The sequence below is a fragment of the Pseudovibrio sp. Ad26 genome (genome assembly GCF_001623285.1).
GTDB lineage: Bacteria > Pseudomonadota > Alphaproteobacteria > Rhizobiales > Stappiaceae > Pseudovibrio > Pseudovibrio ascidiaceicola.
Map to the genome: position 1 here is coordinate 45641 of NZ_LMCE01000008.1, position 24972 is coordinate 70612.

Here is a 24972-nt window from a genome sequence, read left to right on the forward strand (position 1 = left end):
CTGAAATGAGATATGTGCGCAGGGCTAATATGCCCCAAAAATTTGTACAGATGTCAGGACTGAATGTCCCTCAATCCTTGGATGAGGCTTATAGTCTCATCCGTCATCAAGGGATACAAGACCACTTGGAGATTGGTGGTTGGAAGTTGGGCGGGACTACTAGATCAACACAATCTATTTTCAAAGTTGACGAACTTTATTTTGGGGCGCTCGATTCCACTGAAATAGCGCATGTTCCCACTCTAGCGCCAACAAGGAAACTTCTTCAATCTAGAGCCGAAGTTGAGATTGCATTTCGCATCTCAAGCACAGTGAACCCGACACCTATTCAAGAAGTGCCGATTGAAAACTTGTTTGATCAATGGTGTGTTGCAGTTGAAATGCCCTCGTCTCCGATTGAGAATATTGCTGAGTTTGGTGTCGAAACTTTAATTGCAGATAGGTGTGCGGCTGGTTTCTTAGTCCTTGGTAAGCCTTATTCATTAAGATCAAGCCAAATCCAGCCATGGCATGAAGCCTCTCTCTGTCTATTTCAAGATGATCAAAAACTTGCGGAAGGAACCAGCGATCAACTCGTTTGGCCTGCTGAAGAATGCGCAAGACGCTTTCTGCTCAGCGCTTTAGAAAAAGATTTCCAACCCAGACCTGGACAGTGGATTTCGACAGGTGGGATTACTCCCTGTGTATCTATTGAGGAAGGCGCGCGCATTTCCATCCAGCGGGATGGGATTCTAGAACTTGAGTTTCAAGTAAAAGGAAAAATATAGTGCCGCCGTTTCTTACTCAATTGTCAAGAATTTTGCAAAATAGCATTACTCTCGCCAATTCGCAATCAATAGCTAGCATTCAAGAAAAATCCTTTCGTGACTATGTAACAAATGTTGACTTTACAGTTGATAAGTTTCTTACACAGGAGTTGCAGAAACTAACCCCAAACATCAAGGTCTTAAGTGAAGAACGAGTAATTGAGGGTGCCGAAGAGACATTTTGGATCATTGATCCCATTGATGGAACGCATAATCTACTTTCAGGCATTCCAATTGTCGGAATTTCTGCGGCATTGTTTGAGGGGCATGTTTTGAGAGCAAGTGCTGTCGCAGACATACATCGTGCGCATGTTTTTTCAGCCCAAAAAGAAGCAGGCGCTTTCCTCAATGGCCATCGTTTGCGTGTTCCTAACGAACCCTCTTCACTTGTAGCTGTTTCAACCGGTGCTATGGATTGCTTGATCGAATCTAAAGAAGCCTACAAAGCTCTTCGTTCGATTGGAAAACTTAGGAACTTAGGCAGTCAAGCCTTGCACATCTGCTATGTCGCATCCGGAGTGTTCTCAACTGCGATTTCATTAGAAGCTAAGTTTTGGGATGATGCTGCCGCCAGCCTGATTGCAGAGGAAGCTGGAGCCTCCTATCAAAGCTTCTCCGGCATTACACGAAGGTTAATCCTCGATTCTAAACTTTCGACGAATTGTCTCAGGAGTATCTGTGCGCACCCGAGTACCTTGAAAGCTTCTCAGCAAATTTCAATGAGACTCTCCTGGGCCGAAGAGGAACTCAATGGAGAATAAAACATGTCGCAAGATAAGATGATCGCTATGATCCCTGCCCGACTCGGGTCGCAAAGATTAAAGAGGAAAAACCTTGCCCTTCTGAATGGTCAACCTCTTATTGCGCATGCGATCCGTAAGTGCTTCGCTGCACAGTGTTTTGATGAAGTCTGGGTGAACTCTGAAAGTGATGAAATTGCAGAAGTTGCCATTAAAGAAGGCGCCAAATTTCACAGGCGGCCAGCGACTTTAGCAGATAACGTTGCCACTTCGGAAGAATTCGTTGAGGAGTTCCTCCTTAAACATCCATGTGAGGCGTTGTTTCAGGTGCACTCTATCGCTCCGTTGCTCACTTTTGAAGAGTTAAGGGGCTTTACTCAGGAATACAAAATTAAAAAATACGATGTCTTACTCTCCTGCATAAGAGATCAGATCGAAATTGCATTTCAAGATCAACCTGTGAATTTTACGTTTGCAGAAAAATCAAATAGTCAAGATCTAATAGCCGTGCAGAGAATTACTTGGTCAGTATCTGCTTGGCGACGCAAAACGTTTTTAGATGCACGCAAGGAAGGTAGAACTGCTACATATTTTGGCCGTGTTGGTTTCTTTGATGTTGGTCAAACATCCGGCCATGTTATAAAGACACAGCAAGACCTTGAAATTGCAGAAGCGCTACTCGCAATTCAAAATAAGAAAACTCATTGCGTGGAAACGGTATTATAATTTATCAAATATAAATTTTCGACAGTTTGTTTTTAGCCTGAGATACTGGCCTTTTGGTAAAAAGGGCTTTGCAATTGGTACACATACTGACCCAAATGCTCGCCAAGGATCCCAAAGGTTAATATCATCAGCGCGTAGTTGACCTTCAGCCCACAAAGAAAATGAATCAAATCGTTTGCTTTGTGGGCTAACAATGTAAAGCCGCTCAGTTGTCTTGAAGCTATCACAGAATTCGAGACCTTCGAAAAGTTGTGCTTGGGTTTTAGTTGGCGATGATAGTAAGCACTTAACTTTGCATTTGCTGTTTTCGATTTGCTCGATTTTTCTCTTTGAGCAAGTTGCATCGTTTGCAAAGTCGAGAATTCCGCTATGAATATTTGAAATTATCTGTCTGGTAATTTGGCTCCTGACGTCTCTTTCAAATAAAGGTTGCCCTAGCTGGTCAAAAGCGACAAAAGCTCCTGATGGTGCTGTTAAAATTGCTTCAAAAACAAATCGGTAATTGTTAACTACACTCTTTTGGTCCTTCGCACTTACAAATAAACCATCGTACGAACGGATCAGTCCAGAATCTTTGCAGACGCGCATCGCTTCTTTATGCGTAACCATGTACAATCCAGAAACATCATGCTCGAGTAAATCGCTCAAAAAAGCTTGTGTACTTGCCTTGTATCCAATGTCAACGATAATCGGGTGCTTGCTACCGATGATCCTCTGAGTATATTCTAAATATTTTTTGCGATGAATAAGTGCTTTTTCAAAAATTAAATCGGAATGTTGTATTGCAAAATCATAAAAGCTCAAATGGTGTCTTGCATGCCCTTCTTTTTCTTTTGGATGCTGTAAATTGAAGAATAATGGCAGTTTTAAGTCGTACCAAAGCTTTAATGCATTACGATAAGAATAATCAGAAGCACTGCGGCGTAATTCCGCAGCAACTTTCTCTATTGATGTCAATTCAGAGAAATGCCGAGATATCCGAGATGCAAGAAAGTATTCACAACTCTCCTCCGGATACAGAGTGTTGTAGATTCTCTTTAGTAGATGTCCGTCGCGTGCAACAAATAATAAAATGTTGTTATATTCTATTATTTTTCGCTCGGAATGTAACCATCGACAAAAGTCTACCAATATTGGTCCAAAATAGTTGTATCCAATATTTCTTAACTGTTTGGCTTTTTCTCTATCTTTCAATAACTTCAAACTCGGCTTAAAGACGCACTGATAACAACGTTAACACAAAAAATAAATAAAATGCTTGGTTAACTGAAGCGCCTAATTACTATATTTTCTAGCGACTTGCTATACTGTTTTTCTAATTCAAGCTAATTAAGAAAATTGCTAAATATGTCTTAGTAAGATTTGTGGTTTGGCTTCACCTATTCTGCTGGGCTTTCGCCTTTTAAGGAACGAAAAAATGGCCCACAATTGCGCCGTACAGGTGCTTGACCTTGAAGCATGTTGGCTATTTGATCTTTCTTGTTTCTGCGAAACTAGGCTTTAGGCGCAAGGCTATGCGGTTCTTCTCATGGCGTGCATTGACGGGTTTGAGGGTCAGCGGGAACGATACAATAATGCAGTTCCTGCTTGATGACTTTACTCTGCTCTGAATGGTCACACAAAATGAAGCAGTTTAGCACGAATTATAAACTCTAATCTGGTTAAGTTCTTAATCGGTTTCGGACGGGGTGTAGTTAGGGCAGCACCAGTACGACGGCCTTCGTTTATTGAGTTTTCTGCAGTCGGGAAGTTATCTGAGGCTATCGGCATTTTGAAGTTCAATATGCTCCAATTGGCTCAGACTACGCACTCTTAAGTTGCTGGTTTACTTTTTCATCAGGCTTCCTGTAAGACTTGGCTTACATTATAGGATTGGACTGGTTGTTAACATCCAATGCTGACTGGGCGACAGTAAGTTGAATGTAATCATGCAATTAAGCAACCTCTCGGGTGTTGCTCTGTCGAAAGTTGCAAAGGTAGAAGTATGGCAACATAATACTATTCTTAGCTTTAATTGGAATAAAGGTATTTTATGAAATTGAGATTTATTGAGAATAAACGAAAATTAAAAACACATCATGCTTATCTGGCAGTAAAATTTACCTGAACTTCATCAAAGTTTACTTGGCTTGCTAGCACCGCGCTGTGTCAAAACATCGTTCAACGTTTGAACAAGAACTGTTTTCGGCTCTAAAAGATAAGCTGTTACAATGGGTTAGATTCTTCCGTAGACCCGATGCCTTCAACTCACAATTTGAGTGTTGGTAGGTAGGCCTGTGAACTGTCCAAGCAGATGAGTAAATAGTCTTTGCTCTCTGCCAACCTTGAGGCTTGATAGCAGCGCAATAAAGCCTCAAGGTCAGTTGTCAGTATGTGAGGTTTAAAGCACCTCTTGGTGGAATGCGCAGGTTTCTCTGGTTCGGGTCAGTCAGATCGTGCAGTCTGTTCGCTGCAGCCTGCGCAAATCGTAAAATTACCGCTTTACGGGTGGCAGCAGAGAGCTTGTGTTCCGGTGCTTCGCGAATGATTTCTGCCATGTAGTCATCAGCCAGAATAAAGCCGGTTTCTTCCGGAAAGATCTCTTGCGGAACATCTGGGCTGGTGGCGAAAAACAGTCGGTCGCAATAATCGCGATATTCATGCCATTTGTTGTCTGCTTTGAAGTCCTCAATGGATGACTTGATCTCGATAATCCAAATCTCGGACTTCTTGCCAATAACCACCAGATCCGCCCTTCGGCCCGAGGCCAATGTGATTTCTGGCAAGCTCGTGTAACCCAACACGCGCAAATAGCGCTGTACCCCACGCTGGATTTTCAAAGCACGCTCGGACTGACGACCATCGACCAGTGGATCATCCAGTTGAACGCGATTTGAGCCTTTCACAAATTCCATGAAGTCGTTCCCACTTTGTTCTTAGTGATACTATCAAGCTGCCAGACAATTTCAATCCAAGATTAGATCAGAACCTCACAGGGTTTCAGGTAATACGAATTCCAGCTCGGCTGCCAAATGCAGCATCCGCTCATCAATCGGAAACTGTGCTACGCAGTCAGTAAGCGCTTCCTGAGCTTTCGGGCGCTCAGCGCAGCTCAAATACAACTCTGCTGCACGGATCAAGAAGCTCTTGCGCCAACGCTTTGGTGTCGTCTTGAGTACGGCATCATCTTTCAAGGCAATGCCCCATTCCTGAAGTAGTTCAGCACCCCTTTGGGGCTTTCCTTGCAACGCAAAATGCTCTGCCCTTAGCAGCCCGTAGCCCGGATTATCAGAGAGCGATCTCGATACATCTGGCAGATACATCGGAGCGTTCTCTGCAAGCGCCTGCCCCAAACCAACAAACTCCGCGCAGTCAGCAAGGCTTGGCGTAATAAGGAGCCCTCGTGCCGAAAGCAGCTCAGAGACATTACGCTGAAACGTCTTGATCAGCTGGCGAATAATGTTGAGAGAGTAGAGCTGATCATGCAACGCATGCGGCCCTGCAACCCCATAACAAAACCGGTTTGCACAATGCGGCAATCGCTGCGCGGCAAGGTATCCGTTCGTGTCAACCCAATCGAATAGCCCGAAGAAGAGGTGAACGGGATACTTCATACTCTCTGATAGAAGCCCCAGCAGATCTGCCTTATCAGGAGCAAAAGGTGCCAGGTATGCAGCGCTCTGTGAGCCAACCACACCCAGCTCCAGCTCCGGTGAAAACGCATAAATCTCACCGTCCTGACGCCGCAGGCCAGTCACCAACGCCCCATAAGCCCCCATGGATGCGCCGTAATAGATGATGCGCTCCGGGTTCTCTTGCGCAATCGCTTCGTCAATCGCACAGTCAATGCCCTGTTGAGCACTAAGGTACCACTGCGATTGGATATCATTCAGAAAAACACAGGAATGCTGCGTCTTTGCAAACAAGCGCTCCAGCCCGAATTTACCAGAGGGTATCCGGACCTGAGAGAAAACAACCAGCAACACACCGCTGCGACCACCGGATTGGAACTTTACTTCCAATCCGTGAAACACACTCGGCGCTGTCGTAAGACTCTGCATTGAGCGGAGGCTTAAGGCTTCTTGCGCTTGAGATAAACGCCACCACCGGAAGCAGGCGCTGAAGACGTGTCAGATGACTTGCTTGGCGACCGACGTGGAGGTGCTTTTTTACCCGGCTTGGCAGAAGATTTGCCCTTTGGCTTTTGAGCGAACTTGCTGCCGCCCGGGCCTTTACGCTGCCCACCAAGCTTCTGTTTTTTGCCCGCCAATTGCGCACTGCTACGCGCGCTTTTCGGCTCGCGATCTGATGGGAAGAAGGTGTATCCATCCATCTCGGGAATCTTCTTGCCGATCAGCTTTTGAACAGCACGCAGCATACCGCGATCTTCTGGCAAACAGAACGTAATCGCGTTTCCGCTCTTACCCGCACGCGCCGTACGGCCAATACGGTGCACGTAGTTCTCGGTCGCATTCGGCATGTCAAAGTTGATCACATGCGAAATATCTGAAACGTCAATCCCGCGGGCTGCAACATCAGTCGCAACAAGGGTTTTCAGCTTACCGCCTTTGAACTTGTCCAGCGTCTTCTGGCGTTCTGCCTGAGACATGTCGCCATGAATAGCTTCTGCTGGTACACCGTCTGCATTCAGCCGGGCAGCAAGCCGCGCACTGCCTTTTTTGGTGAGCGTAAACACAAGAGCGCGCTCGCACTCTTCCGTTTCAAGCAGCGTCTTCAGCAAAGGATACTTGGCGTTATCTTCCAGATGCGCGATCTTCTGGATAACAGCTTCTACTGTTGTTGCTGGTGGCGCAGTGCTCACCTCAACAGGATCGCTTAGGAAGCGACCAGCAAACTCACGAATTTCTGCAGGCATAGTTGCTGAGAACAGCAGTGTCTGCCGTTTTTCCGGCAGCAGATAAGCAATCTCTTCCAGCTCTGCGATAAAGCCGAGATCAAGCATCTGGTCCGCTTCATCGAGAACGAAAATCTCCAGCTCATCAAAGCTGACGCCGTTCTTGCGGTGCAAGTCGAGCAGTCGGCCAGGTGTCGCCACAAGCACATCCAGACCACGCTGCAAAGCACGGAACTGCGGAGGAAACGGCACACCGCCAACAACGCAGCTGGAGTACATTTTGGTGCGGCCTGAATAGGCCTTGATGTTCTTTGAAATCTGATCCGCCAGCTCGCGGGTTGGCGTCAGAATAAGGCTGCGCACGCTCTTCGGCGCTGCGCGATACCGGCTCTCAAGCAAGCGCTGAAGAAGCGGCACTGCGAAAGCTGCGGTTTTACCCGTTCCGGTCTGAGCAAGACCAAGCAGGTCCTTGCCATCCAGAATGTATGGAATAGCGTTTTCCTGAATAGGTGTTGGCTCGTCATAACCTTTAGATTTCAGGGCGATCTGAAATGGTTTTGCAACGCCAAGTTTGTCGAAGTCGGTCAAAAGTGATCTTTCGAATGGGCAGAGTGTCCGAAGCCGGTTCTGCTGATTTCATCATGTGTTTTTTGCGCAGCCCGGAAAACTAGAAACCATTTTTCGATTTAGGATGTGCACAAAACAAGCTTGAAGAAGTTTGCCTTCGAGAAATCCAGCACAAAAGCAGGCAGCTTCAATTAATTCTACTGGAATAGCCTCTGAGGCTCGGTTTGATCGGGCTATTAACATAGACCCGCCACATTATGCTAGAATTATTGCAGGAGAGCATAATATTCTGGTTGTCCCGACAAGAAAAGGACGACAAATTTGGTTAGAGCAGTCCAGCTACTTGCATGTTTCATGTTCTTCTTTATGTATGGGGACCAAGAATAATGACGCTGCTTTTATGGCCCACATCCTATAAATGGCCTGCTGCTAATAACATTAAAGATTAGGGTTCGAGCTTTGATTGATGCAAATTTTGAAGACTTAGAAGAAAACGCTGAGGAAGCTTCGCGGCTTCTTGCTAACATGGCGCATCCCAAGCGCTTGATGGTGTTGTGTCGACTGGTACAGAGCGAATGTACTGTAGGTGAACTTGCAGAAGCTGTTAATCTTAGTCAGTCCGCGCTGTCACAACACCTTGCCAAGATGCGTGCCAGCAATCTGGTTTCCACCCGTCGTAGCGCCCAGACAATCTATTATTCTCTGGCAAGTGCCGAAGTGGAATCCGTTCTGCAAACTCTCTACGGCCTGTATTGCGCTCCTCAGGAAAAAGCCTAGCAGGGCCTGCTTTAAGGCCCCGCAATGACCACAGAGCTACCATCCCACCTGCGCTTCTCTTCTGCATTTGGTAGCTGGTTGAACATGTGAAGATCCACTGGAATTTCATCTTCAGACTTCAGACCTGAAAACTCACCAAACAGACGGACGGTTTCTTCGTCCAGCGCACCGCCGATATACAGATTGGAAATTTCTCCGCTCACATCGGAGAGCTTGAACCGGGTTTCCCAGAGCCAAAACACCTGTCTGTGGTCCTGATCGCTTTCATAAACCATCGTCAGCGCAGGCAGAAAGCCTGCATTGGTGTGTGGTACCGGAGGCAGTTCGCCAGCAGGTGTCTCGCCTTTCAAGTATCCAGTCGCCGTTGGAACAGACCATTCCGGAGCCTTGCGCCAGCCCAGGTCTGTCAGTTGTTTTTCCAACTGCTCCGGCGTACCGGACCATTGCAGCGTTATCGGCTCTTCCAGTTCACCCGTAATGGATACACGCTTGGCAGGCAGTAAACGCCAGTCCTGCAAGCGCCAGCTGGATTTTTGGATCACAACGGATTCACTGCGCGGCTCATAAGCCTCAGCAGTTGTCTTGTAATTTGTGCTGATGTGCCAGACGGAAGCAATCGCCAGTGCACTCAGCGAAATGATCGTCAGTGCAGTTCTGCCAACTTTCTCGTTGTGAATATGCCCAAATACAAATGAGAAGAAGAAGACCGTACCGGAGCCAAACAAGAGGCCAGCCAGCACGTCTGAAAGCCAGTGCGCGCCGAGATAAACTCGTGAAAACCCGATCAGGATCGCAAAGGTTGCCGCCACAGAATAGATGATCGTCTTGCTCAGACGGGAACGATCATGAGCCACCAAAACCGCAATCACCCCGATCAGAACCGTATTGATCGTCGCGTGTCCGGATGGAAATGAAAATGCGTCCGCTCCAGAGTACAGCTCAATCGGACGATCGCGGCCAATCAGCGCCTTGGTGATCACCACAAAGATAGAGGAGCTGACAATCGCGATGACAAAGCCTGTCGCTCTGCGCCATGCCTTCCGCCCAAACAGATAAAGCCCAACAGCCAGCGTCACGGTTGCAGTGACATGACCATCGCCCATCATCGTGATCATAACCATGACCTTATCGATGATCGGTGTCCGGGCGATCTGGAAGAAGTTGCTGATCGCAAGATCAGCCCGCGCCATCGGCATTCCCGGCGCCACGGCACCTGTAAACCAGATGAAACCGGGCAGCGTGACAAGCAGGAAGAACGCAGAAACCAGCATCCCCACACTACGTGGGTTTTCAGGGTCATACGTCCGTGCAACCCATTGGCTGAAACGATCAGGACGGCGGGCAAACCAATTGACTGTTGCCTGATGAGAACCGCCAACGATTGGCAGAATAAACATGATCAGCCAGCGGATCAGGGCCACGGCAATCAAAAGAACCAGCAGCAAGCCACCAAGAATAATCGCCAGACGCGTATTGAACTCACCAATAGCAAACAGAGCTGATCCTGCCATCACACCCGGTATCAAATGGATTGCGGCCCATGCGAAGGCTGATGTTACGTTGAAGAACGTAAAGCGGCCAAAACTCATGTCCGCCATACCAGCAATTCCGGGTACCACAGACTTCACACCTGGCACAAAACGGCCAATGAAGATGCTCTTACCGCCATGTTTGGCAAAATAGTCTTCACCGCGCTGCAGCCAATCCGGATACCGGCTTAATGGCCAGATGGTGCGCACTTTGTCTTTGTAAAAGTAGCCAAACCAATAGGAAAACGCGTCGCCGGTTACGGCGCCTGCGGTTGTCCATAAAAAGATGCTCAGAAAGGGCAGCTCGCCAAGGCCAATTAGCGTTCCGGCGCCCACAAGAACAACCGTGCTTGGAAACACCAGTCCAATCAGAAAGAGCGCTTCGCCCATTGCGACGATAAAACAGATAAGGCCAGCGAACGCTGGGTTTGCTGCAATGAAATCAACAATGTGGTTGAGGAATGTGGTGACGAAATCGACGTTCACTGAAAAGTCTCTAGCTCTTTCATAAATGACTTAGATCGCTGGGTGACTGCTTGAAATGTATACATAGTGCCAAGGTGACCAAAATAAGGTCTGCATTCTGTTACATTTATATGCAGGCATCTGGCGCTTTGAAAGGGAAATAACAAGCCCTAATCCCTTCAAAAAGCATAATAGTCCCACTAATCAGACCCATACGTTAATTCTGGTGACGAAAAACATCGTTTAGCTCTTTAAGCAATAATACAGAATGGCTATTCTTGGCACCAAAGCCGAATGAGCAAAAATAACATTTTACGCCATGCCCCAGATGCGAAGGTCACTTGCATGTTTCAGTCTGCAAACATTCCTCAGACAGTTAGCAAAGAACTGCTTCAAAAAAGACTGCCTGAACTCCGTGAGGAATTGTTGGAAGTTCAGCACAAGCTGAGAGAGAACAAAGCTTTTGCAACGATCATTTTGCTCGCTGGCGTAGACGGCTCGGGTAAAGGCGCGGCGATCTCCCGTTTGTATGAGTGGATGGATACCCGTTATCTGTTCTGCAACGCCTACCATGAAGAGCGTAGCGAGTCTGAAAGCGCCCGGCCAAACTACTGGCGCTACTGGCGTGATCTACCTGCACGGGGCGAAACCTCCATTGTGTTTGGCTCCTGGTATCAGGAACCTTTGCGTGATGCCGTTATGGGCAAGATTGATGACGCAGAGCTGGAGCGCCAGCTGTCAGCCATCAACCGCTTTGAAAAAATGTTGGCCTACGAGAACATTCTCCTTCTCAAGTTCTGGTTCACTCTTCCAAAGGCAGAGCAGCAGGAACGCCTGCATGACATCGAAGCCAAAGGCAAAAAAGGCCGCAACTTCATTGAGGAATGGTCTGGCTCGGAGCACTATCGCGCCGCTCAGACGGCTGGCGAAAAGGCATCCCTGCAAACCAGCACCGGCTATGCCCCTTGGTTTGTAATCCCCTCTCAGGATCCGGATGTTCGCGATCTCGCGCTGGCCGAAACCATCGCACAATCCATGAAGAAGAAGCTGGAAAGCGGCAACGGCAATCCGGTTTCAGCTCCGGCTGTGGTCACGACCCTGTCGCAGGCCAACGCCGTGGATGCGATAGACCTGACAGCAACCATCTCCAAAGAAGACTACAAGGCAGAGCTTGAAGAGCTTCAGGACAAAATGGCGTACCTGACAGACCGCAAGCGTTTCAAAAAGTTCGGTTTAATCTCCGTCTTCCAGGGCAACGATGCTGCTGGCAAGGGTGGTTCAATCCGCCGCCTCACCCGCTCCATGGACCCGCGAAACTACAAGGTGCACCCAATCGCAGCCCCTTCCGTCGAAGAAAAGCTGCACCCGTACCTCTGGCGTTTCTGGCGCCGCCTGCCGAAAAAGGGCCACAGCGCCATCTTTGATCGCTCCTGGTACGAGCGGGTTCTTGTTGAGCGCGTCGAAGGCTTCTGTTCTGAGGCCGACTGGATGCGCGCTTACAACGAAATCAACGCCTTCGAAAAAGAGCTGACAGATTCCGGCTTCGTCCTCTGCAAGTTCTGGCTCGCGATCTCGGAAGAAGAACAACTGCGCCGCTTCAAAGCCCGCGAAGAAACCGCCTACAAGAACTACAAAATCACCGAGGAAGACTGGCGCAATCGCCTCAAATGGAACGAATACGCCATCGCAGCTGGTGACATGGTGGACCGCACCTCCACCCGCTATGCGCCATGGACGTTGATCTCTTCCGAAGACAAGCGCTACGCTCGTATTCAGGTGCTTAGAACCACCGTCAATGCCCTCGAAAAGGCGATGAAGAAGAAGGACAAGGAGAGCTAAGCTAAGTCAGCACTTCTCTTCTTCTGTACCTTGCATCAGGTCCTGTTACACTTTGTTTTGTAACAGGACCTTAGCGGAAACCAGTCGACAATCTTGCCCCAGAACTGGGTGAGCGAGTTGCCAATACGGTCTCTGTCGGATGCTGTTCTGAATGGCACTGGAACAACAAAAAATGCACCAAAGGCACCGCATGGCAGCCCATGCAGTGTTGAAGCTAAGGTTCCCAAACTTGGGATGAGCAAGGCGAGCAGGCAGTGCCTGCGCTACTTGTTTAAATATGAGTCTTCGGCAGTGGCTGCTCGCCTCGCCCGGGCTTTCTTGTAATGAACAACGTCGCCTCTTTGCCTGTAAGGCACGATAGCCGGTTTCCCGGAAAGACAATGGCTTATCCAGACACGTTTCCATGCCCAAACAGTTCCTCCGTCTTTGACAAACGCATCTGTAAAAGCAGGTTTTACTGCCGGTACATTTGCACTTGTCGCCGCGTGATACCCTACAAACTTGGGCCCTTCCCCTCAAACCATGCGGTCACGTTTGAAGTTCGGTTCACCGGACCACCAGAAAGATGCGTTACCTCTTCTGATAGCCCCACCCAACCCACGCCTCACTGACGGACGGTCCGCCAGCAGCCCGTTGCGTGGGCATGTCTCTCAGAATATGGGAGAAAACTGTGAGGGGGATAAGTTTTTATAGGTCACGCAGCTGCTTACGCATTGAGGCCTTTCATACCCTCAGGCGTATACCGTTCACCCACAACAGGTATGCGAGCAATCTCAGCGTCCAGTGCAAGTCCCTCTTCAGCGGTCAACTCAATCTCAGGTGCTGCAGCGTTTTCTTCCAGATACTTCAGTCTCTTCGTACCCGGAATTGGCACGATATCGTTTCCCTTTGCCAGCAACCAGGCAAGGGAGAGCTGCGCAGGTGTGCATTTCTTCTGGTGTGCGGCCTTTGTTATCACTTTCGCGATGCCCTCATTGATGAGCAAGGCCTCTTTGGAAAATCTAGGCAGATTGGCGCGAAAATCGCCCTCTTCAAACTCCGTTTTCGAGTTGAAACTGCCCGTCAAAAACCCTCGTCCCAGCGGGGAATAAGGGACAAATCCAATACCAAGCTCACGGCATGCAGGCAGGATTGCGCTTTCGACATCACGGGACCACAGCGAGTATTCTGTCTGTACAGCTGCAATTGGATGAACCGCATGCGCCCGGCGCAGTGTTGTCTCGTTGATCTCACAAAGCCCGATATTGCCGATCTTTCCTTCATCAACCAACCGCGAAAGCTCGCCCATGACATCCTCAACGGGTTGCTCCGGGTTAACGCGATGAACGTAGTAAAGGTCAATGTAATCAACGCCCAAGCGCTTCAGAGAAGATTCACAGGCCTGCCGTGCGTATTGCCTGCTGTTATCGATTGTCCGCTTGTATTCGCCGGGTTTCCGATTGATGCCGAATTTCGTTGCGATTTTGAGAGGTGCTTTTGTTTCCTTCAAAAAACGACCAATCAACTCCTCATTGTGATGAGGGCCATACATGTCTGCCGTATCAAAGAAATCTATGCCCAGTTCAACGGCTCGTGCCATCACACCCAAGGACACGCTGTCATCGTGTGAGCCATAAAACTCACTCATCCCCATGCAGCCCAGACCAAGTGCTGAGACGTTAAGTTTAGATCCAAGTTGGCGCGTTTTCATCAGAAGCTTCCTTGTGTTGCTGCTGAATACTTGCCATGTTTCAAAAATGGAAAATACGAGTAGAAATGGAAAGCTGATTTCCGAATTTGGAAATGAAGTTCTGCGCGACCTTGTATGGGATGACACCAAAGCCTTTCTGGCTGTCGCCAGAACAGGAACACTCAGCGCGGCTGCTCAACACCTGCATATCGGCGTGGCGACGCTGTCGAGAAAGATTGATCGTCTCGAAGAAACGCTGAAAATCCCTTTGTTCGTCAGGCACCAGTCCGGCTACCAGCTCACGGAGGATGGCCGTGAGCTGCTGGCAAAAGCAGAGGCGCTGGAAGCCGCAGCCGCCGCATTTTCCTCCGGCGCAAAGGCTCAGGCAGGCATTTCCGGAAAATTGCGCCTCGCCACAGCAGAAAATCTCGCCACTCATTTGATTTTGCCTGCACTGCCCGAGCTGCGCACCAGCTATCCAGATCTGCATATCGAAATTCTAACCGACGTAAGCTCAGTGAACCTGCACCGCCGTGATGCAGACCTCGCCATACGGATGGTGAAACCGGAAAGCGGCCACGTAACACTTCGCCGCTTGGGAACACTTGGCTTCGGCCTTTATGCAAGCAAAGAATATCTGCTCAAGCGGACAGAACTTGAAAAGCCTGAGAGCTATGAGAACGACGACTGTATATCCTGGAGTGAAGCGCAGGCTCACCTTGCCGCAGCACAATGGATTCGACGCGCTTTAAAAGGCCGTGAACCCGCAGTTTTAACCTCATCACTCGCGACGCAAGTGGTCGCTGCCAAAGCCGGGCTCGGTCTGGCGGTTCTTCCGCATTTTCTTGCAGCAGAAGCCGGGCTTGTCTGCATGGAAGCCAACATCGGCGTTGATCAACAAATCTATCTGGTCATGCACTCTGATCTCGCCCATTCCCCCCGAATGCGCGTCATGGCAGACTTCCTCGCCGACCTGATCATCAAAAACCGAGCCAGATTAAGCGGCCCACCTCAGTAGGCCGCTCTTCTTAAACCACATTCCGCTCAATCAGCGGATTGTTTGCGGTCAGGCGCTCAACACCAAGCTCGGAAAGGTCCAGCGTTTCATAGCGGCCTGTTACGATATGTTCGGCAAGGCCGCGTCCCACCGCCGGGCTTTGCTGAAGGCCGTGACCGGAGAAGCCCAGCGCGATGTAAAAGTCTTCAATGCCGGGCACTGGACCGGTAAATGCGTTGTGATCGAACAGGTTCACATCATAATGGCCTGCCCATGCGGCGCCGGGTTTGATGGCTTCAAATGCAGGAATACGGTTGGCGAGTGTTGGCCAAAGGTGTTCCTCAAAGAAGGAATAATCGACATCATAGTCGAAGGAATCCGGATCTTGCTCTTCATCCGGTGAGCTGCCGCAGATAAAGCCTGTCCCTTCAGGGCGCACATAGGTGCCATTCGGATCAACCAGCAACGGCAGACCTGAAACCTCATCGCGGCATTCAAAGGTGAAAATCATGCGCTTTTTGGAGTGCACAGGCGCTTCAAAACCTGCTTCCATGCAAATCTGAGTACCACCTGACGCGCCTGCAGCATTCACCACAACACCAGCTTCCACCTGCTCTCCGTTGGAGAGCGTCAAAATCCAGCTGCCTCCCATGATCTTTTCAAGATGAACCACTTGATACGGCTCATAAGGCACGTTCAGGGAGCGCGCTTTGCGGCGGAAAGCCTGCATCAGGCCATAGCCGTCAAACCAGCCTTCACCAGAAAGACCATGACAGCCAGCAGAAAGATCAGAGACGTTGAGCCACGGAAATTTGGCTTTCAGCGCATCAGTATCCAAAAACCCAATGTCCGCACCCATCTTTTGTTGAAGCGCGTGGTTCTCTTCCAAAATGCTGCGCTTGTCTGGCGTTGCGAGAAAAAGATAACCGCCCTCAACCAAGTCAATGCGTGGCTGCTCGCCGTCAACTTCCAGAAGACTGCCAATATCGCGCAAGAAATCGATGCCATAGAGCGAAATGTCGATGTTCACGGCAGAGGAGAACTGTTGGCGAATAGAAGCGGCAGAAAGCGCCGAAGCGCAATGTTGGTAAGACGGGTCTTTCTCAAAGACCGCAATGCTACCCTTGAAGTCGTCGCGTTGTGCAAGATGGTACGCCACCGATGACCCGATGACAGCCCCCCCAATAATAGCAACATCCACTGAAGCTATCGCCATAGTCACACCTGAATACTGAGAAATGGAAAAGGTAAGAACCGACGCCCGAAACAATTAGGCGGGTATTTGCGAGCGCCGGTCTAAAAGGGAGGCGAAACGCCTCCCAAGAGCATCAAGCGTAATCTCAAAAAAGGCCTCCCAGCACTTTCATGAGACTACGATGCTGATCAGGGCTTAAAAGAAAGCCTGAAGGCCAGTCTGCGCACGACCCAGAATAAGGGCGTGAACGTCATGCGTACCTTCATAAGTGTTGACGGTCTCAAGGTTCTGAGCATGGCGCATCACCATGAATTCCTCAGAGATACCGTTACCGCCGTGCATGTCACGTGCCTGACGCGCAATATCCAGCGCCTTGCCGCAGTTGTTGCGCTTCACAATGGAAATCATCTCAGGAGCAACGCGACCTTCGTCAAACAGACGACCAACACGTAGGGAAGCCTGAAGGCCGAGAGTAATCTCGGTCTGCATGTCTGCCAGCTTCTTCTGGAACAGCTGTGTCTGTGCCAGAGGACGGTTGAACTGCTTGCGGTCCATGCCGTACTGACGAGCACGCATCCAGCAATCTTCCGCAGCGCCCAGCGCACCCCAGGAGATGCCGTAGCGAGCGCGGTTCAGACAGCCAAACGGACCTTTCAGGCCAGAAACGTTAGGCAACAGCGCATCTTCACCCACTTCAACGTTGTCCATCACGATTTCACCGGTGATGGAAGCACGCAGAGACAGTTTGCCCTCGATCTTAGGGGCAGAAAGACCTTCCATACCCTTTTCAAGAACGAAACCGCGGATCTGGTTGTCATGCGCTTCAGACTTCGCCCAAACCACAAACACGTCTGCGATTGGAGAGTTGGAAATCCACATCTTGGAACCCGTGATGCGGTATCCGCTCTCGGTCTTCACAGCGCGGGTGCGCATGCCAGCCGGGTCAGATCCTGCATCCGGCTCGGTCAGACCAAAACAGCCAACGTATTCACCAGAAGCAAGCTTCGGCAGATATTTCATGCGCTGCTCTTCAGAGCCGTAGGCGTAGATTGGGTACATCACCAACGAGGACTGCACACTCATCATGGAGCGGTAGCCACTGTCCACACGCTCAACTTCGCGGGCAACGAGGCCGTAAGCCACGTAAGACGCACCTGAACCACCGTATTGCTCTGGAAGTGTCACACCAAGCAGGCCCTGCTCGCCCATCTCGTTAAAGATGGAGCGGTCAGTCTTCTCTTCGCGGTAGGCTTCCATCACACGTGGCAGAAGCTTTTCCTGAGCGTAGGCACGCGCGCTTTCCATGATGAGGACTTCGTCTTCATTCAACTGGTCGCGCATGAGGAACGGGTCTTCCCAATTGAAGACGCCTCCGCCGGTTGGATCACTACTCATGCTCAAAATTCCTTATTCAACGTCAAACTTCACACCCTGCGCCAATGGAAGAGCGCCAGAGTAGTTGATGGTATTGGTCGCGCGGCGCATGTATGCCTTCCAGGCATCAGAGCCAGCTTCACGGCCACCACCAGTTTCTTTTTCACCACCGAATGCGCCGCCAATTTCAGCACCGGATGGGCCAATATTGACGTTTGCAATGCCGCAATCAGAGCCAACAACAGAAACGAAGGTTTCAGCTTCACCCATGTCTTTGGTGAAGACGGACGAAGACAGGCCAGCACCAACACCGTTCTGAATTTCAATCGCTTCATCAAAGTCGCTGTAGCGAACGACGTAGAGGATCGGAGCAAAAGTCTCTTCCAGCACAGGGCCAACCTGACCAGGCATTTCAACAACAGCAGGCTGAACGTAATAGGCATCCGGATACTCGTCCGCCATCACGCGCTGGCCACCATGCACGGTGCCGCCAGCTGCCCTCGCAGCTTCCAGAGACTTCTGCATGTTGTCATAAGCGTCTTTGTCGATGAGCGGACCGATCAGCGTGCCTTCTTCGGTCGGAATGCCGATCTTCACAGAGGCATACGCCTTGATAAGACGTGGGATCAGCGCATCATAAACGCTGTCATGTGTGATCAGACGGCGAAGAGTAGTACAACGCTGACCGCAAGTACCCATTGCAGAGAAGGCCACGCCGCGCAGGGTCAGGTCCAGATCAGCAGATGGGGTCACGATCGCTGCGTTGTTGCCGCCCAGCTCAAGGATGGACTTGCCGAAGCGCTGTGCAACACGTGGACCAACCTGACGACCCATGCGAGTGGAACCGGTTGCGGAGATAACAGGCACGCGCTTGTCGTCGACCAGCGTCTCACCGATTTCACGACCACCTACAATAACTTCCAGCAAGCCCTTCGGCGCATCATCACCAAACTTGGCAACCGCACGCTCAAACAGCGCAGCACACGCCATTGCTGTCAGAGGAGATTTCTCAGATGGCTTCCAAACAACGGAGTCACCACAAACAAATGCCAGTGCTGCGTTCCAGGACCAGACCGCGACTGGGAAGTTGAACGCGGAGATCACACCAATAACACCGGATGAGTGCCAGGTTTCCATCATACGGTGACCCGGACGCTCGGTCGCGATGGTCAGACCGTACAGCTGACGCGAAAGCCCAACTGCAAAATCGCAGATGTCGATCATTTCCTGAACTTCACCCAGACCTTCAGAGGTGATCTTGCCTGCTTCTAGGCTCACCAGCTTGCCAAGGTCATCTTTATAAGTGCGAAGCTCTTCACCCAGCAGGCGAACCAGCTCTCCACGACGAGGTGCAGGCAGCTTGCGCCACTCTTTGAAAGCATCGTGAGCACGACCAATCGCAGCGGTGGTTTCCGCGGCGCTGTCTTCTTTGATCATCGCCAGTGTTTCACCGGAGTTTGGAGAAGTCGCAGCAAGTGTGCCACCTTCCAAAGCAGCGCGGGCAACACCCATACGCTCCATGAGTTCAATTGTTTCTTTTGCGAATTGCGCGGTATCCAGACCTACGGTCATTGAAGCCCCCAAAGAGTGAGAAACAGTCAGTTCGAAATTTGAGCAGAGTTTCTCTTGTCCTGTTCACGGGTAAAAGCTACGTCTTTTCCATTATTCATTCGCATATGGAATGACTGATAATTTCGCTTGGATCTTGCGCTAGTGAGAAAACTGCTTAAAATCAGTAGGATAATAATGGGTATCGGCCTATTTGAGATTCTGTTTTAAGAAGGAGATGATGCCAGATAGAACGAAATTTAATCGTGTTGGGTGTGCTTAACCTCGCGATTTCAGGAGTTTCGAGCTGTTCACGGCATCATGAGAGGTCAGGATGAAGCGTGGTTTTATCCCCCCGATAGACTGTTTGATCGCATTCGAAAGCGCAGCGCGGCACGGCAGTTTCACGCGTGCAGCTGAAGAATTGTTCCTGACGCAAGGCGCAGTCAGCAAACAGGTGCGCCTTTTGGAAGGTCGCTTGGGTGTTGAATTGTTCAAACGGATTCGCCAGCGCATTGTTCTGACGGATGCCGGGCGTATCTACCTGCATGACATCCGCGGCACACTGGAAAAGATGACCAGCGCGACCCGTCAGGTGATGTCCTTTGCCGGCAGTGAGGATGTGCTCAATGTCGCCGTCCTCCCAACCTTTGGCACCCGTTGGCTCGCCCGTCGCCTCCCCCGTTTCCATGAGCGTTACCCGGAAGCCAGCTTCAACCTCTCCGTCAGACTGCGCCCCTTCGATTTCTCGGTAGAACCGTTTGATGGAGCGATCCATTACGGAGAACCTGTCTGGGCAGGAGCCATCGCAGAGCCACTGTTTCAGGAAGAAGTCATTCCAGTCGCCTCCAGAGCATTCCGCGACAGACACAGTCTGCGCACGCCGGAAGATCTGATCGACGTTATGCGCCTGCACCAGTCAACACGGCCAGATGCATGGCAAAAATGGTTCTCTCTGGCAGGTGTAGAAACAGATGGCGCCTTTCAGGGCCCGCGCTTCGATCAGTTCACCATGATCTCACAGGCTGCCGCCTCCGGCTTGGGCGTGGCACTGGTACCGAAGTTCTTTATCGAAGAAGAACTCGCCGCAGGAACACTAGTCCGCCTGTTCGACATCAGCCTGAAACTCTCCTCCGCCTACCACTTCGTCTATCCGGAAAACCGAACCCTGCGCCCAGTCGTAAAATCCTTCAAAGCATGGCTCCAGGAAGAAGCCCACGAACAGCAGTTAGACCGCGAGACGTTGTTGCCGCAGTAAGCGCTCGATTTAGCCGAGTTCCAGTGTTGTCACTCCATAGATGTTGCCGAGTGGAAAAGTGGGCGCAGTCCCTTTGTACATTCGCGCAGTCTCAAATACAGGTTCCATCTGATCTTGCTCTGCGAGGGAAAGCGCATGAGCATTGGGCTCAGGTAGATCCAAGTGAACTTCCTTACCATGCACCGTTCCGATAAGTGCTTGAAATAAGGAATCCGCGATACGCTCATCATCTGCAAACAGAGGCCCAACTCTGTAAGCATCATGCCCAGTCCGAATTGTGCCATATCCTTTGACCGCACCATCCTCTGTGTAACAGAAGGTAGAGCGATGCTGAGAGGCAGGATCCAGCCACTTAGTAAGGAAAGGGGTACGCTGAGGCGGGAAAAACTTATGATCATACTCGATGAGACTGGGTAACGTGCTTTCATCGATGCGCTTGATGCGTTTGTCATCGGTTGATGTCACAGCAGAAATCCCAGCATATCGGATATACCTGTAGGCAGTTTCAAAGCCGGAGCGCGCATAATTGTCCTGCTGCTCAATAACCCCGTCCAGCCCCATCGTACGCCCATGTAAGGACTTGATGCAGTGGTCCCACACCAACTTCCCGTATCCCTTGCCCCGCAGTTCCGGATCGCAAATGTAAAGTCCTACAAAACCGAAATCCTTGCCATACTTGACCCCGGAAATGAATGAGATTGGACGATCTTCATCAAAGCACCCGAAGAAGCCGGAAGTATCTGCTGAGTAAAAAGCGTCAGCATCATCAAAGCCAGGGTTCCAGCCTTCATTGGCTGCCCAATTCAGGATGGTGCCAAGATCGCGTTTATCAAGTTGTTTTATTCTGAGATTCTGCAAAACCAACCTCACTTTTCGGAACACAAATTATACCCTAGGGTCGGCGTATTAAGTGATGGTTTAAATCTATGCCCCCTTGGTGGATTGACCGAGCTTTGACTTATTCGTGAGTCACTCCGCCCATCATTGAAAGATCAAAGCATGAGGCATAATTTGATCGTGCCTATTTTTAGAAAGCTGCAATATTGAATATTCAAAACGTTATTTTTGATTGGGATGGCACCTTAGCCAGAACTTTGGATGTGTGGCTCGACGGATATCAACGCGCTTTAGAGCTGCGTAACTTCACCTTCCAACCTAAAGAAATCGTCGCAGAATTCTTTCATGATCACCATAAAGTGCCAGACAAGCATCCTCATATAGGGTTTCACGAGATCGCCGAGGAAACGCGGAAGTACGTTCTGCAGGCATTGCAAGAAGTTGAGCTTTATGAGGGAGCAATCAAGACCCTTTCAACGCTGAAGGATGAAAAAGTTCCAACAAGCCTTGTCAGCTCAAGCTCACGCCGTCTTCTCACAAGTGGAACTGAAGTGCATGGCCTCTCGGACTTTTTCCAGACGACGGTTGCGGGAGATGACGGTTACGGACACAAGCCAGATACCCGCCCCTTTGAAGAAGCGTTGGATCGGATGGGAGCAGATGCCAGTAGGACATTGGTCATTGGCGACTCTCATGTAGATATTTGGGCAGGTAAAGCTCTAGGCTGTCGTACGTGCCTGTTTGCACCAATATCGAACAACCTCTTCCATAACTTCGACTATTTGCGGTCGATGAACGCAGACCATGAAATTGAACACCTACCAGATTTGCTTGAGTGCATCTGAAAGATCGAAGGTGTCACCTTTAGCCTAATCAAAGATAGTCGGATGATCGGGGTCCATAGCAAGTGAGTAAATGCGGCGAACCTGTTCTTTTGTGACGCGATGCGTGGAAAGTGGAGGGAGTTCCGTCATTGAAATAAATTCGACTGCGCTGGTTTCAGTGGTGCTCTGTTCCAGTGAACCACCAACAACCTCACAGAGAAAAAAGCATTTATATGAATGCGGTACCTGAGGCGGATGATCGTGCTTGTGCTTATCAAATAAGGCAAGCAACCGGGTGGCTTGAACCTCTAGCCCTGTCTCCTCAAATACCTCTTTCTCAATAGCTTCTTTGGGGGATTCATTGACTTCGCACCACCCTCCGGGAAGCGTCCATCGCGCATCGCTCCGTTCCTGTACGAAGAGTATTTCACTCTCCTGCATAATGAGGCCGCGAACATCCATCTTCGGTGTTGCATAGTAGGTATCAACAGCGAGCCACTCTGCTATCTCATTGTTTGGCAGGCCAGAGGCAAGGCTCATCATCTCACCGGAGATACTTTTGAGCCGCTCATAGCGTTCAATATCAAACTTGTCTTTTGAAAAGAGGAGACCATTGTTGGCAATGGCGCCAACTTCTTCTGCATATCGCAGAAAATGGATGATACTGTCTGATTGCTCTTTAGGATCAGCCACGAAGTAATCCTTTAAAAACTGCAAAGTGAAAAGGGAAAACCATGAGTGGCATTATGCCTTCAAACTGGTGGCTAGGGCTACCCCAGCTCATAACTCGCAAAGCTGTAGATCTTGTCGAGGGGGAGGTTGGGATCTTGGCCCTTATACATTCTGGCGGTAGCGAACACGGGTGATAGGTCATAGCGCTCTGCCAGCTCCACGGCTTGCTCGTTAGGCAAAGGCAGGTCAATGTTGATCATCTGCCCCTTTGCACTACCAGCAAGAGCGCGGAACAGAAGATCGGCGCCCTCAGGCGTTTCAGCGACCATTGGGCCAATGCGGTATCCATCACGGGCCGCGCGAATAACGCCGTAGCCGCGCACAATCCCCTCTTCAACCAGATAAAGGCCCCGGCGCATTGGGTTCATTGGCTCCATCCATCGTTCCAGAAAAGCTGAGCGCTCTGCAGGAAAGTAGTTGCGGTCATATTTTATGATGCTCGGCAAAATGCCCTTGCCAATGATGGAAATACGCTGATCCATAGGCATGGTGACATCAGACAGGCCGCTGTAACGCATATTCTGATGAACGAGCTTGAAGCCGGACTTCGCGTAATTGTCTTGTTCTTCCACTACACCATCAAGGCCAATCGTCCGCCCTTCCAGCCGTTTCATGGCGGCATTCCATATAACGGCCCCAAGGCCTTGCCTGCGAAACTCCGGATGACAGATGTAAAAGCCAAGGAAGCCATAAGCCTCACCGTATTGAACGGCAGACACCATTGAGACCAGCTGATTGTTTAGATAGCAGCCAAGAAAACCACCGGGATCCGCTGCATAATAGGATGGTGCATCATCTTCACCTGGATTCCACCCCTCTTGGGCGGCCCAATCCAGCATGGTCAGAATGCCATCTTCATCCATAACGCGAATTTCAGTGTCCAGCGGAGCCATCGGAAGCCTCTTTCATCAACCCGGCAAAGTTATGTGTAAACTGACGTAAGAGAGTCAGGGTAGCGCAGTATGGTTAAAGAGGAGATGAAAGGCTTTCATCTAATTGGACCATGCGGAAACTGAGGACTGCAGAACTTTATGAGGAAAAGAAACCGGACGCGATAAAATGCAGATGGAGCCACGGAAAAATCCGATAATCTGACGCACAAACCGCATACATGGGTAGGAGACGTCGCGATGAAGGTTCATGGTAAAGCATACCGTTCCATTTGGCCGCTGGAAGCTGGAAAGTCTGTCGGGATCATCGACCAGACCTGCCTCCCCCATCGTTTTGTCGAGGTTGAACTGCGCAATCTGGAAGATGCAGCAGTTTCCATCAAGGATATGTGGGTTCGAGGCGCCCCACTGATTGGCGCAACAGCTGCCTTTGGTGTTGCACTGGAAATGGCGCGGGACCCAAGCGACGCAGCACTAAGCAATGCGTGGCAGGTGCTCCATGCAACCCGCCCCACCGCAATCAACCTGCGCTGGGCGTTGAATGACATGCAAAGCCTGCTCTCAGAGCTGCCATTGGAGCAAAGAGCGGCAGCTGCATGGAAGCGGGCCGTCGAGATTTCTGATGAAGATGTGGCCTGCAACGAATCCATCGGCAAGCACGGCCTTAAGCTGATTGAAGAGATCGCCGCGCAAAAGAGCCCGGGCGAGACCATCAATATCCTGACCCACTGCAATGCGGGCTGGCTGGCGACCGTGGACTGGGGAACAGCCACCTCTCCGATCTATCAGGCCCACAACAAAGGCATCAAGGTCCATATCTGGGTCGACGAAACCCGCCCGCGCAATCAGGGCGCAGGCCTGACCGCATGGGAGCTGGGCGAGCACGGCGTTCCTCACACGTTGCTGGTCGATAATGCAGGCGGGCACCTCATGCAGCACGGCATGGTGGACCTTTGCATCGTGGGAACAGACAGAACCACCGCACACGGCGATGTCTGCAACAAAATCGGCACCTACCTTAAAGCGCTGGCTGCGCATGACAACAGTGTCCCATTCTTTGTGGCTTTGCCTTCGTCAACCATCGACTGGACTGTCGCGGATGGCCTGAAGGAAATTCCGATCGAAGAGCGTGGCGGTGAAGAGGTCGCGTGGATCTCAGGCGAAAACGCGGATGGTAAGGTCGAGAAGGTGCGCATTTGCCCACCAGAGACCTCCTTGTCCAACTTCGCGTTTGATGTGACGCCATCAAAATACGTCACCGCCCTGATCACAGAGCGCGGCGTCTGCGCAGCAAGTAAAGAAGGGCTCGCAGCACTGTTTCCAGAGCGGGCAAACACCGACGCCTGATAGAACTAAGACAAACGG

General features: G+C 50.4%; 21 protein-coding genes. 9 read left to right on the plus strand and 12 right to left on the minus strand.

What is annotated here, in order from left to right; translation table 11 throughout:
- The first annotated feature begins 29 nt into the window (after positions 1 to 29).
- The 3 genes from PsAD26_RS01780 to PsAD26_RS01790 are packed head-to-tail and all read left to right on the plus strand — an operon-like array spanning position 30 to position 2272.
- Complete coding sequence (locus PsAD26_RS01780; protein WP_063309043.1) at positions 30 to 767, plus strand: hypothetical protein; 738 nt, start codon at positions 30 to 32, stop codon at positions 765 to 767.
- A complete protein-coding gene (locus PsAD26_RS01785; RefSeq protein WP_063309044.1) occupies positions 767 to 1567 on the plus strand; it encodes an inositol monophosphatase in 801 nt (266 codons plus the stop codon). Before PsAD26_RS01780 ends, PsAD26_RS01785 begins: the two co-directional genes overlap by 1 nt.
- Before the next feature lie 3 nt (positions 1568 to 1570).
- A complete protein-coding gene (locus PsAD26_RS01790) occupies positions 1571 to 2272 on the plus strand; it encodes a cytidyltransferase (protein WP_063309045.1) in 702 nt (233 codons plus the stop codon).
- Here the strand turns inward: PsAD26_RS01790 and PsAD26_RS01795 are convergent.
- From PsAD26_RS01795 to PsAD26_RS01810, 4 genes are all read right to left on the minus strand, one after another.
- Entirely contained in the window at positions 2267 to 3475 is a 1209-nt protein-coding gene (locus PsAD26_RS01795; protein WP_153041438.1) for a hypothetical protein, read from the minus strand. The two genes, PsAD26_RS01790 and PsAD26_RS01795, sit on opposite strands and share 6 nt — an antisense overlap.
- A gap of 1163 nt (positions 3476 to 4638) precedes the next feature.
- Positions 4639 to 5166 carry an MmcB family DNA repair protein gene (locus PsAD26_RS01800; protein WP_063309047.1) on the minus strand — a complete coding sequence of 176 codons (528 nt, stop codon included), beginning with the start codon at positions 5164 to 5166 and terminating at the stop codon, positions 4639 to 4641.
- Between the two features lie 75 nt (positions 5167 to 5241).
- Positions 5242 to 6312: a hypothetical protein gene (locus tag PsAD26_RS01805; RefSeq protein ID WP_063309048.1), complete on the minus strand. Its 1071-nt coding sequence runs from the start codon at positions 6310 to 6312 to the stop codon at positions 5242 to 5244.
- Positions 6313 to 6323: 11 nt separating this feature from the next.
- Complete coding sequence (locus PsAD26_RS01810) at positions 6324 to 7694, minus strand: DEAD/DEAH box helicase (protein ID WP_063309049.1); 1371 nt, start codon at positions 7692 to 7694, stop codon at positions 6324 to 6326.
- A gap of 438 nt (positions 7695 to 8132) precedes the next feature.
- On the opposite strand from PsAD26_RS01810, the gene PsAD26_RS01815 reads away from it, so the two are divergent.
- A complete protein-coding gene (locus PsAD26_RS01815; protein WP_057463148.1) occupies positions 8133 to 8450 on the plus strand; it encodes a metalloregulator ArsR/SmtB family transcription factor in 318 nt (105 codons plus the stop codon).
- Positions 8451 to 8461: 11 nt separating this feature from the next.
- Here the strand turns inward: PsAD26_RS01815 and PsAD26_RS01820 are convergent, their stop codons facing one another.
- On the minus strand, positions 8462 to 10465 hold the full coding sequence (locus PsAD26_RS01820; RefSeq protein ID WP_057463147.1) for a bifunctional DedA family/phosphatase PAP2 family protein: 2004 nt from the start codon (positions 10463 to 10465) through the stop codon (positions 8462 to 8464).
- A gap of 324 nt (positions 10466 to 10789) precedes the next feature.
- Here PsAD26_RS01820 and pap point away from each other — a divergent pair, with 324 nt between their 5' ends.
- Complete coding sequence (pap, locus tag PsAD26_RS01825; RefSeq protein WP_057463258.1) at positions 10790 to 12283, plus strand: polyphosphate:AMP phosphotransferase; 1494 nt, start codon at positions 10790 to 10792, stop codon at positions 12281 to 12283.
- 706 nt (positions 12284 to 12989) lie between these two features.
- Here pap and PsAD26_RS01830 read toward each other — a convergent pair.
- The gene (locus PsAD26_RS01830) at positions 12990 to 13973 is read right to left on the minus strand and encodes an aldo/keto reductase (protein ID WP_063309050.1); all 984 of its coding nucleotides are present in this window, start codon (positions 13971 to 13973) and stop codon (positions 12990 to 12992) included.
- Between the two features lie 46 nt (positions 13974 to 14019).
- Between PsAD26_RS01830 and PsAD26_RS01835 the strand changes: the two genes are divergently transcribed.
- The gene (locus PsAD26_RS01835) at positions 14020 to 14970 is read left to right on the plus strand and encodes a LysR family transcriptional regulator (RefSeq protein WP_063309158.1); all 951 of its coding nucleotides are present in this window, start codon (positions 14020 to 14022) and stop codon (positions 14968 to 14970) included.
- A gap of 10 nt (positions 14971 to 14980) precedes the next feature.
- Here PsAD26_RS01835 and PsAD26_RS01840 read toward each other — a convergent pair whose 3' ends face one another.
- From PsAD26_RS01840 to PsAD26_RS01850, 3 genes are all read right to left on the minus strand, one after another.
- Positions 14981 to 16165, minus strand: coding sequence for an FAD-binding oxidoreductase (locus tag PsAD26_RS01840; RefSeq protein WP_063309051.1), 1185 nt, complete (start codon positions 16163 to 16165; stop codon positions 14981 to 14983).
- A gap of 174 nt (positions 16166 to 16339) precedes the next feature.
- Positions 16340 to 17539 carry an acyl-CoA dehydrogenase gene (locus PsAD26_RS01845; protein WP_057463143.1) on the minus strand — a complete coding sequence of 400 codons (1200 nt, stop codon included), beginning with the start codon at positions 17537 to 17539 and terminating at the stop codon, positions 16340 to 16342.
- Positions 17540 to 17551: 12 nt separating this feature from the next.
- Positions 17552 to 19090 carry an aldehyde dehydrogenase family protein gene (locus PsAD26_RS01850; RefSeq protein ID WP_063294350.1) on the minus strand — a complete coding sequence of 513 codons (1539 nt, stop codon included), beginning with the start codon at positions 19088 to 19090 and terminating at the stop codon, positions 17552 to 17554.
- Between the two features lie 310 nt (positions 19091 to 19400).
- On the opposite strand from PsAD26_RS01850, the gene PsAD26_RS01855 reads away from it, so the two are divergent.
- Positions 19401 to 20324, plus strand: coding sequence for a LysR substrate-binding domain-containing protein (locus tag PsAD26_RS01855; protein WP_063300370.1), 924 nt, complete (start codon positions 19401 to 19403; stop codon positions 20322 to 20324).
- A gap of 9 nt (positions 20325 to 20333) precedes the next feature.
- Here PsAD26_RS01855 and PsAD26_RS01860 read toward each other — a convergent pair whose 3' ends face one another.
- A complete protein-coding gene (locus tag PsAD26_RS01860) occupies positions 20334 to 21182 on the minus strand; it encodes a GNAT family N-acetyltransferase (RefSeq protein WP_063309052.1) in 849 nt (282 codons plus the stop codon).
- A 185-nt stretch (positions 21183 to 21367) separates the two neighbouring features.
- Here PsAD26_RS01860 and PsAD26_RS01865 point away from each other — a divergent pair, with 185 nt between their 5' ends.
- Positions 21368 to 22006, plus strand: coding sequence for an HAD-IA family hydrolase (locus PsAD26_RS01865; protein ID WP_063309053.1), 639 nt, complete (start codon positions 21368 to 21370; stop codon positions 22004 to 22006).
- Positions 22007 to 22030: 24 nt separating this feature from the next.
- Here the strand turns inward: PsAD26_RS01865 and PsAD26_RS01870 are convergent, their stop codons facing one another.
- Both PsAD26_RS01870 and PsAD26_RS01875 read right to left on the minus strand, forming a co-directional pair.
- Positions 22031 to 22678: an NUDIX hydrolase gene (locus PsAD26_RS01870; protein ID WP_206599983.1), complete on the minus strand. Its 648-nt coding sequence runs from the start codon at positions 22676 to 22678 to the stop codon at positions 22031 to 22033.
- Between the two features lie 77 nt (positions 22679 to 22755).
- Complete coding sequence (locus PsAD26_RS01875; RefSeq protein WP_063309054.1) at positions 22756 to 23610, minus strand: GNAT family N-acetyltransferase; 855 nt, start codon at positions 23608 to 23610, stop codon at positions 22756 to 22758.
- Between the two features lie 237 nt (positions 23611 to 23847).
- On the opposite strand from PsAD26_RS01875, the gene mtnA reads away from it, so the two are divergent.
- Positions 23848 to 24954, plus strand: a complete 1107-nt coding sequence (gene mtnA, locus PsAD26_RS01880) for an S-methyl-5-thioribose-1-phosphate isomerase (protein ID WP_063309055.1) — start codon at positions 23848 to 23850, stop codon at positions 24952 to 24954.
- Positions 24955 to 24972: the final 18 nt, after the last annotated feature.

Excerpts from the sequence above, each read along its gene's own strand:
- PsAD26_RS01875 (WP_063309054.1), bottom strand. The coding sequence starts at position 23,610 with ATGGCTCCGCTGGACACTGAAATTCGCGTTATGGATGAAGATGGCATT.
- PsAD26_RS01805 (WP_063309048.1), bottom strand. The coding sequence starts at position 6,312 with ATGCAGAGTCTTACGACAGCGCCGAGTGTGTTTCACGGATTGGAAGTA.
- PsAD26_RS01855 (WP_063300370.1), top strand. The coding sequence starts at position 19,401 with ATGAAGCGTGGTTTTATCCCCCCGATAGACTGTTTGATCGCATTCGAA.
- PsAD26_RS01850 (WP_063294350.1), bottom strand. The coding sequence starts at position 19,090 with ATGACCGTAGGTCTGGATACCGCGCAATTCGCAAAAGAAACAATTGAA.
- PsAD26_RS01790 (WP_063309045.1), top strand. The coding sequence starts at position 1,571 with ATGTCGCAAGATAAGATGATCGCTATGATCCCTGCCCGACTCGGGTCG.
- pap (WP_057463258.1), top strand. The coding sequence starts at position 10,790 with ATGTTTCAGTCTGCAAACATTCCTCAGACAGTTAGCAAAGAACTGCTT.
- PsAD26_RS01830 (WP_063309050.1), bottom strand. The coding sequence starts at position 13,973 with ATGAAAACGCGCCAACTTGGATCTAAACTTAACGTCTCAGCACTTGGT.
- PsAD26_RS01800 (WP_063309047.1), bottom strand. The coding sequence starts at position 5,166 with ATGGAATTTGTGAAAGGCTCAAATCGCGTTCAACTGGATGATCCACTG.
- PsAD26_RS01845 (WP_057463143.1), bottom strand. The coding sequence starts at position 17,539 with ATGAGTAGTGATCCAACCGGCGGAGGCGTCTTCAATTGGGAAGACCCG.
- PsAD26_RS01780 (WP_063309043.1), top strand. The coding sequence starts at position 30 with ATGCCCCAAAAATTTGTACAGATGTCAGGACTGAATGTCCCTCAATCC.
- PsAD26_RS01840 (WP_063309051.1), bottom strand. The coding sequence starts at position 16,165 with ATGGCGATAGCTTCAGTGGATGTTGCTATTATTGGGGGGGCTGTCATC.
- mtnA (WP_063309055.1), top strand. The coding sequence starts at position 23,848 with ATGAAGGTTCATGGTAAAGCATACCGTTCCATTTGGCCGCTGGAAGCT.
- PsAD26_RS01835 (WP_063309158.1), top strand. The coding sequence starts at position 14,020 with ATGGAAAATACGAGTAGAAATGGAAAGCTGATTTCCGAATTTGGAAAT.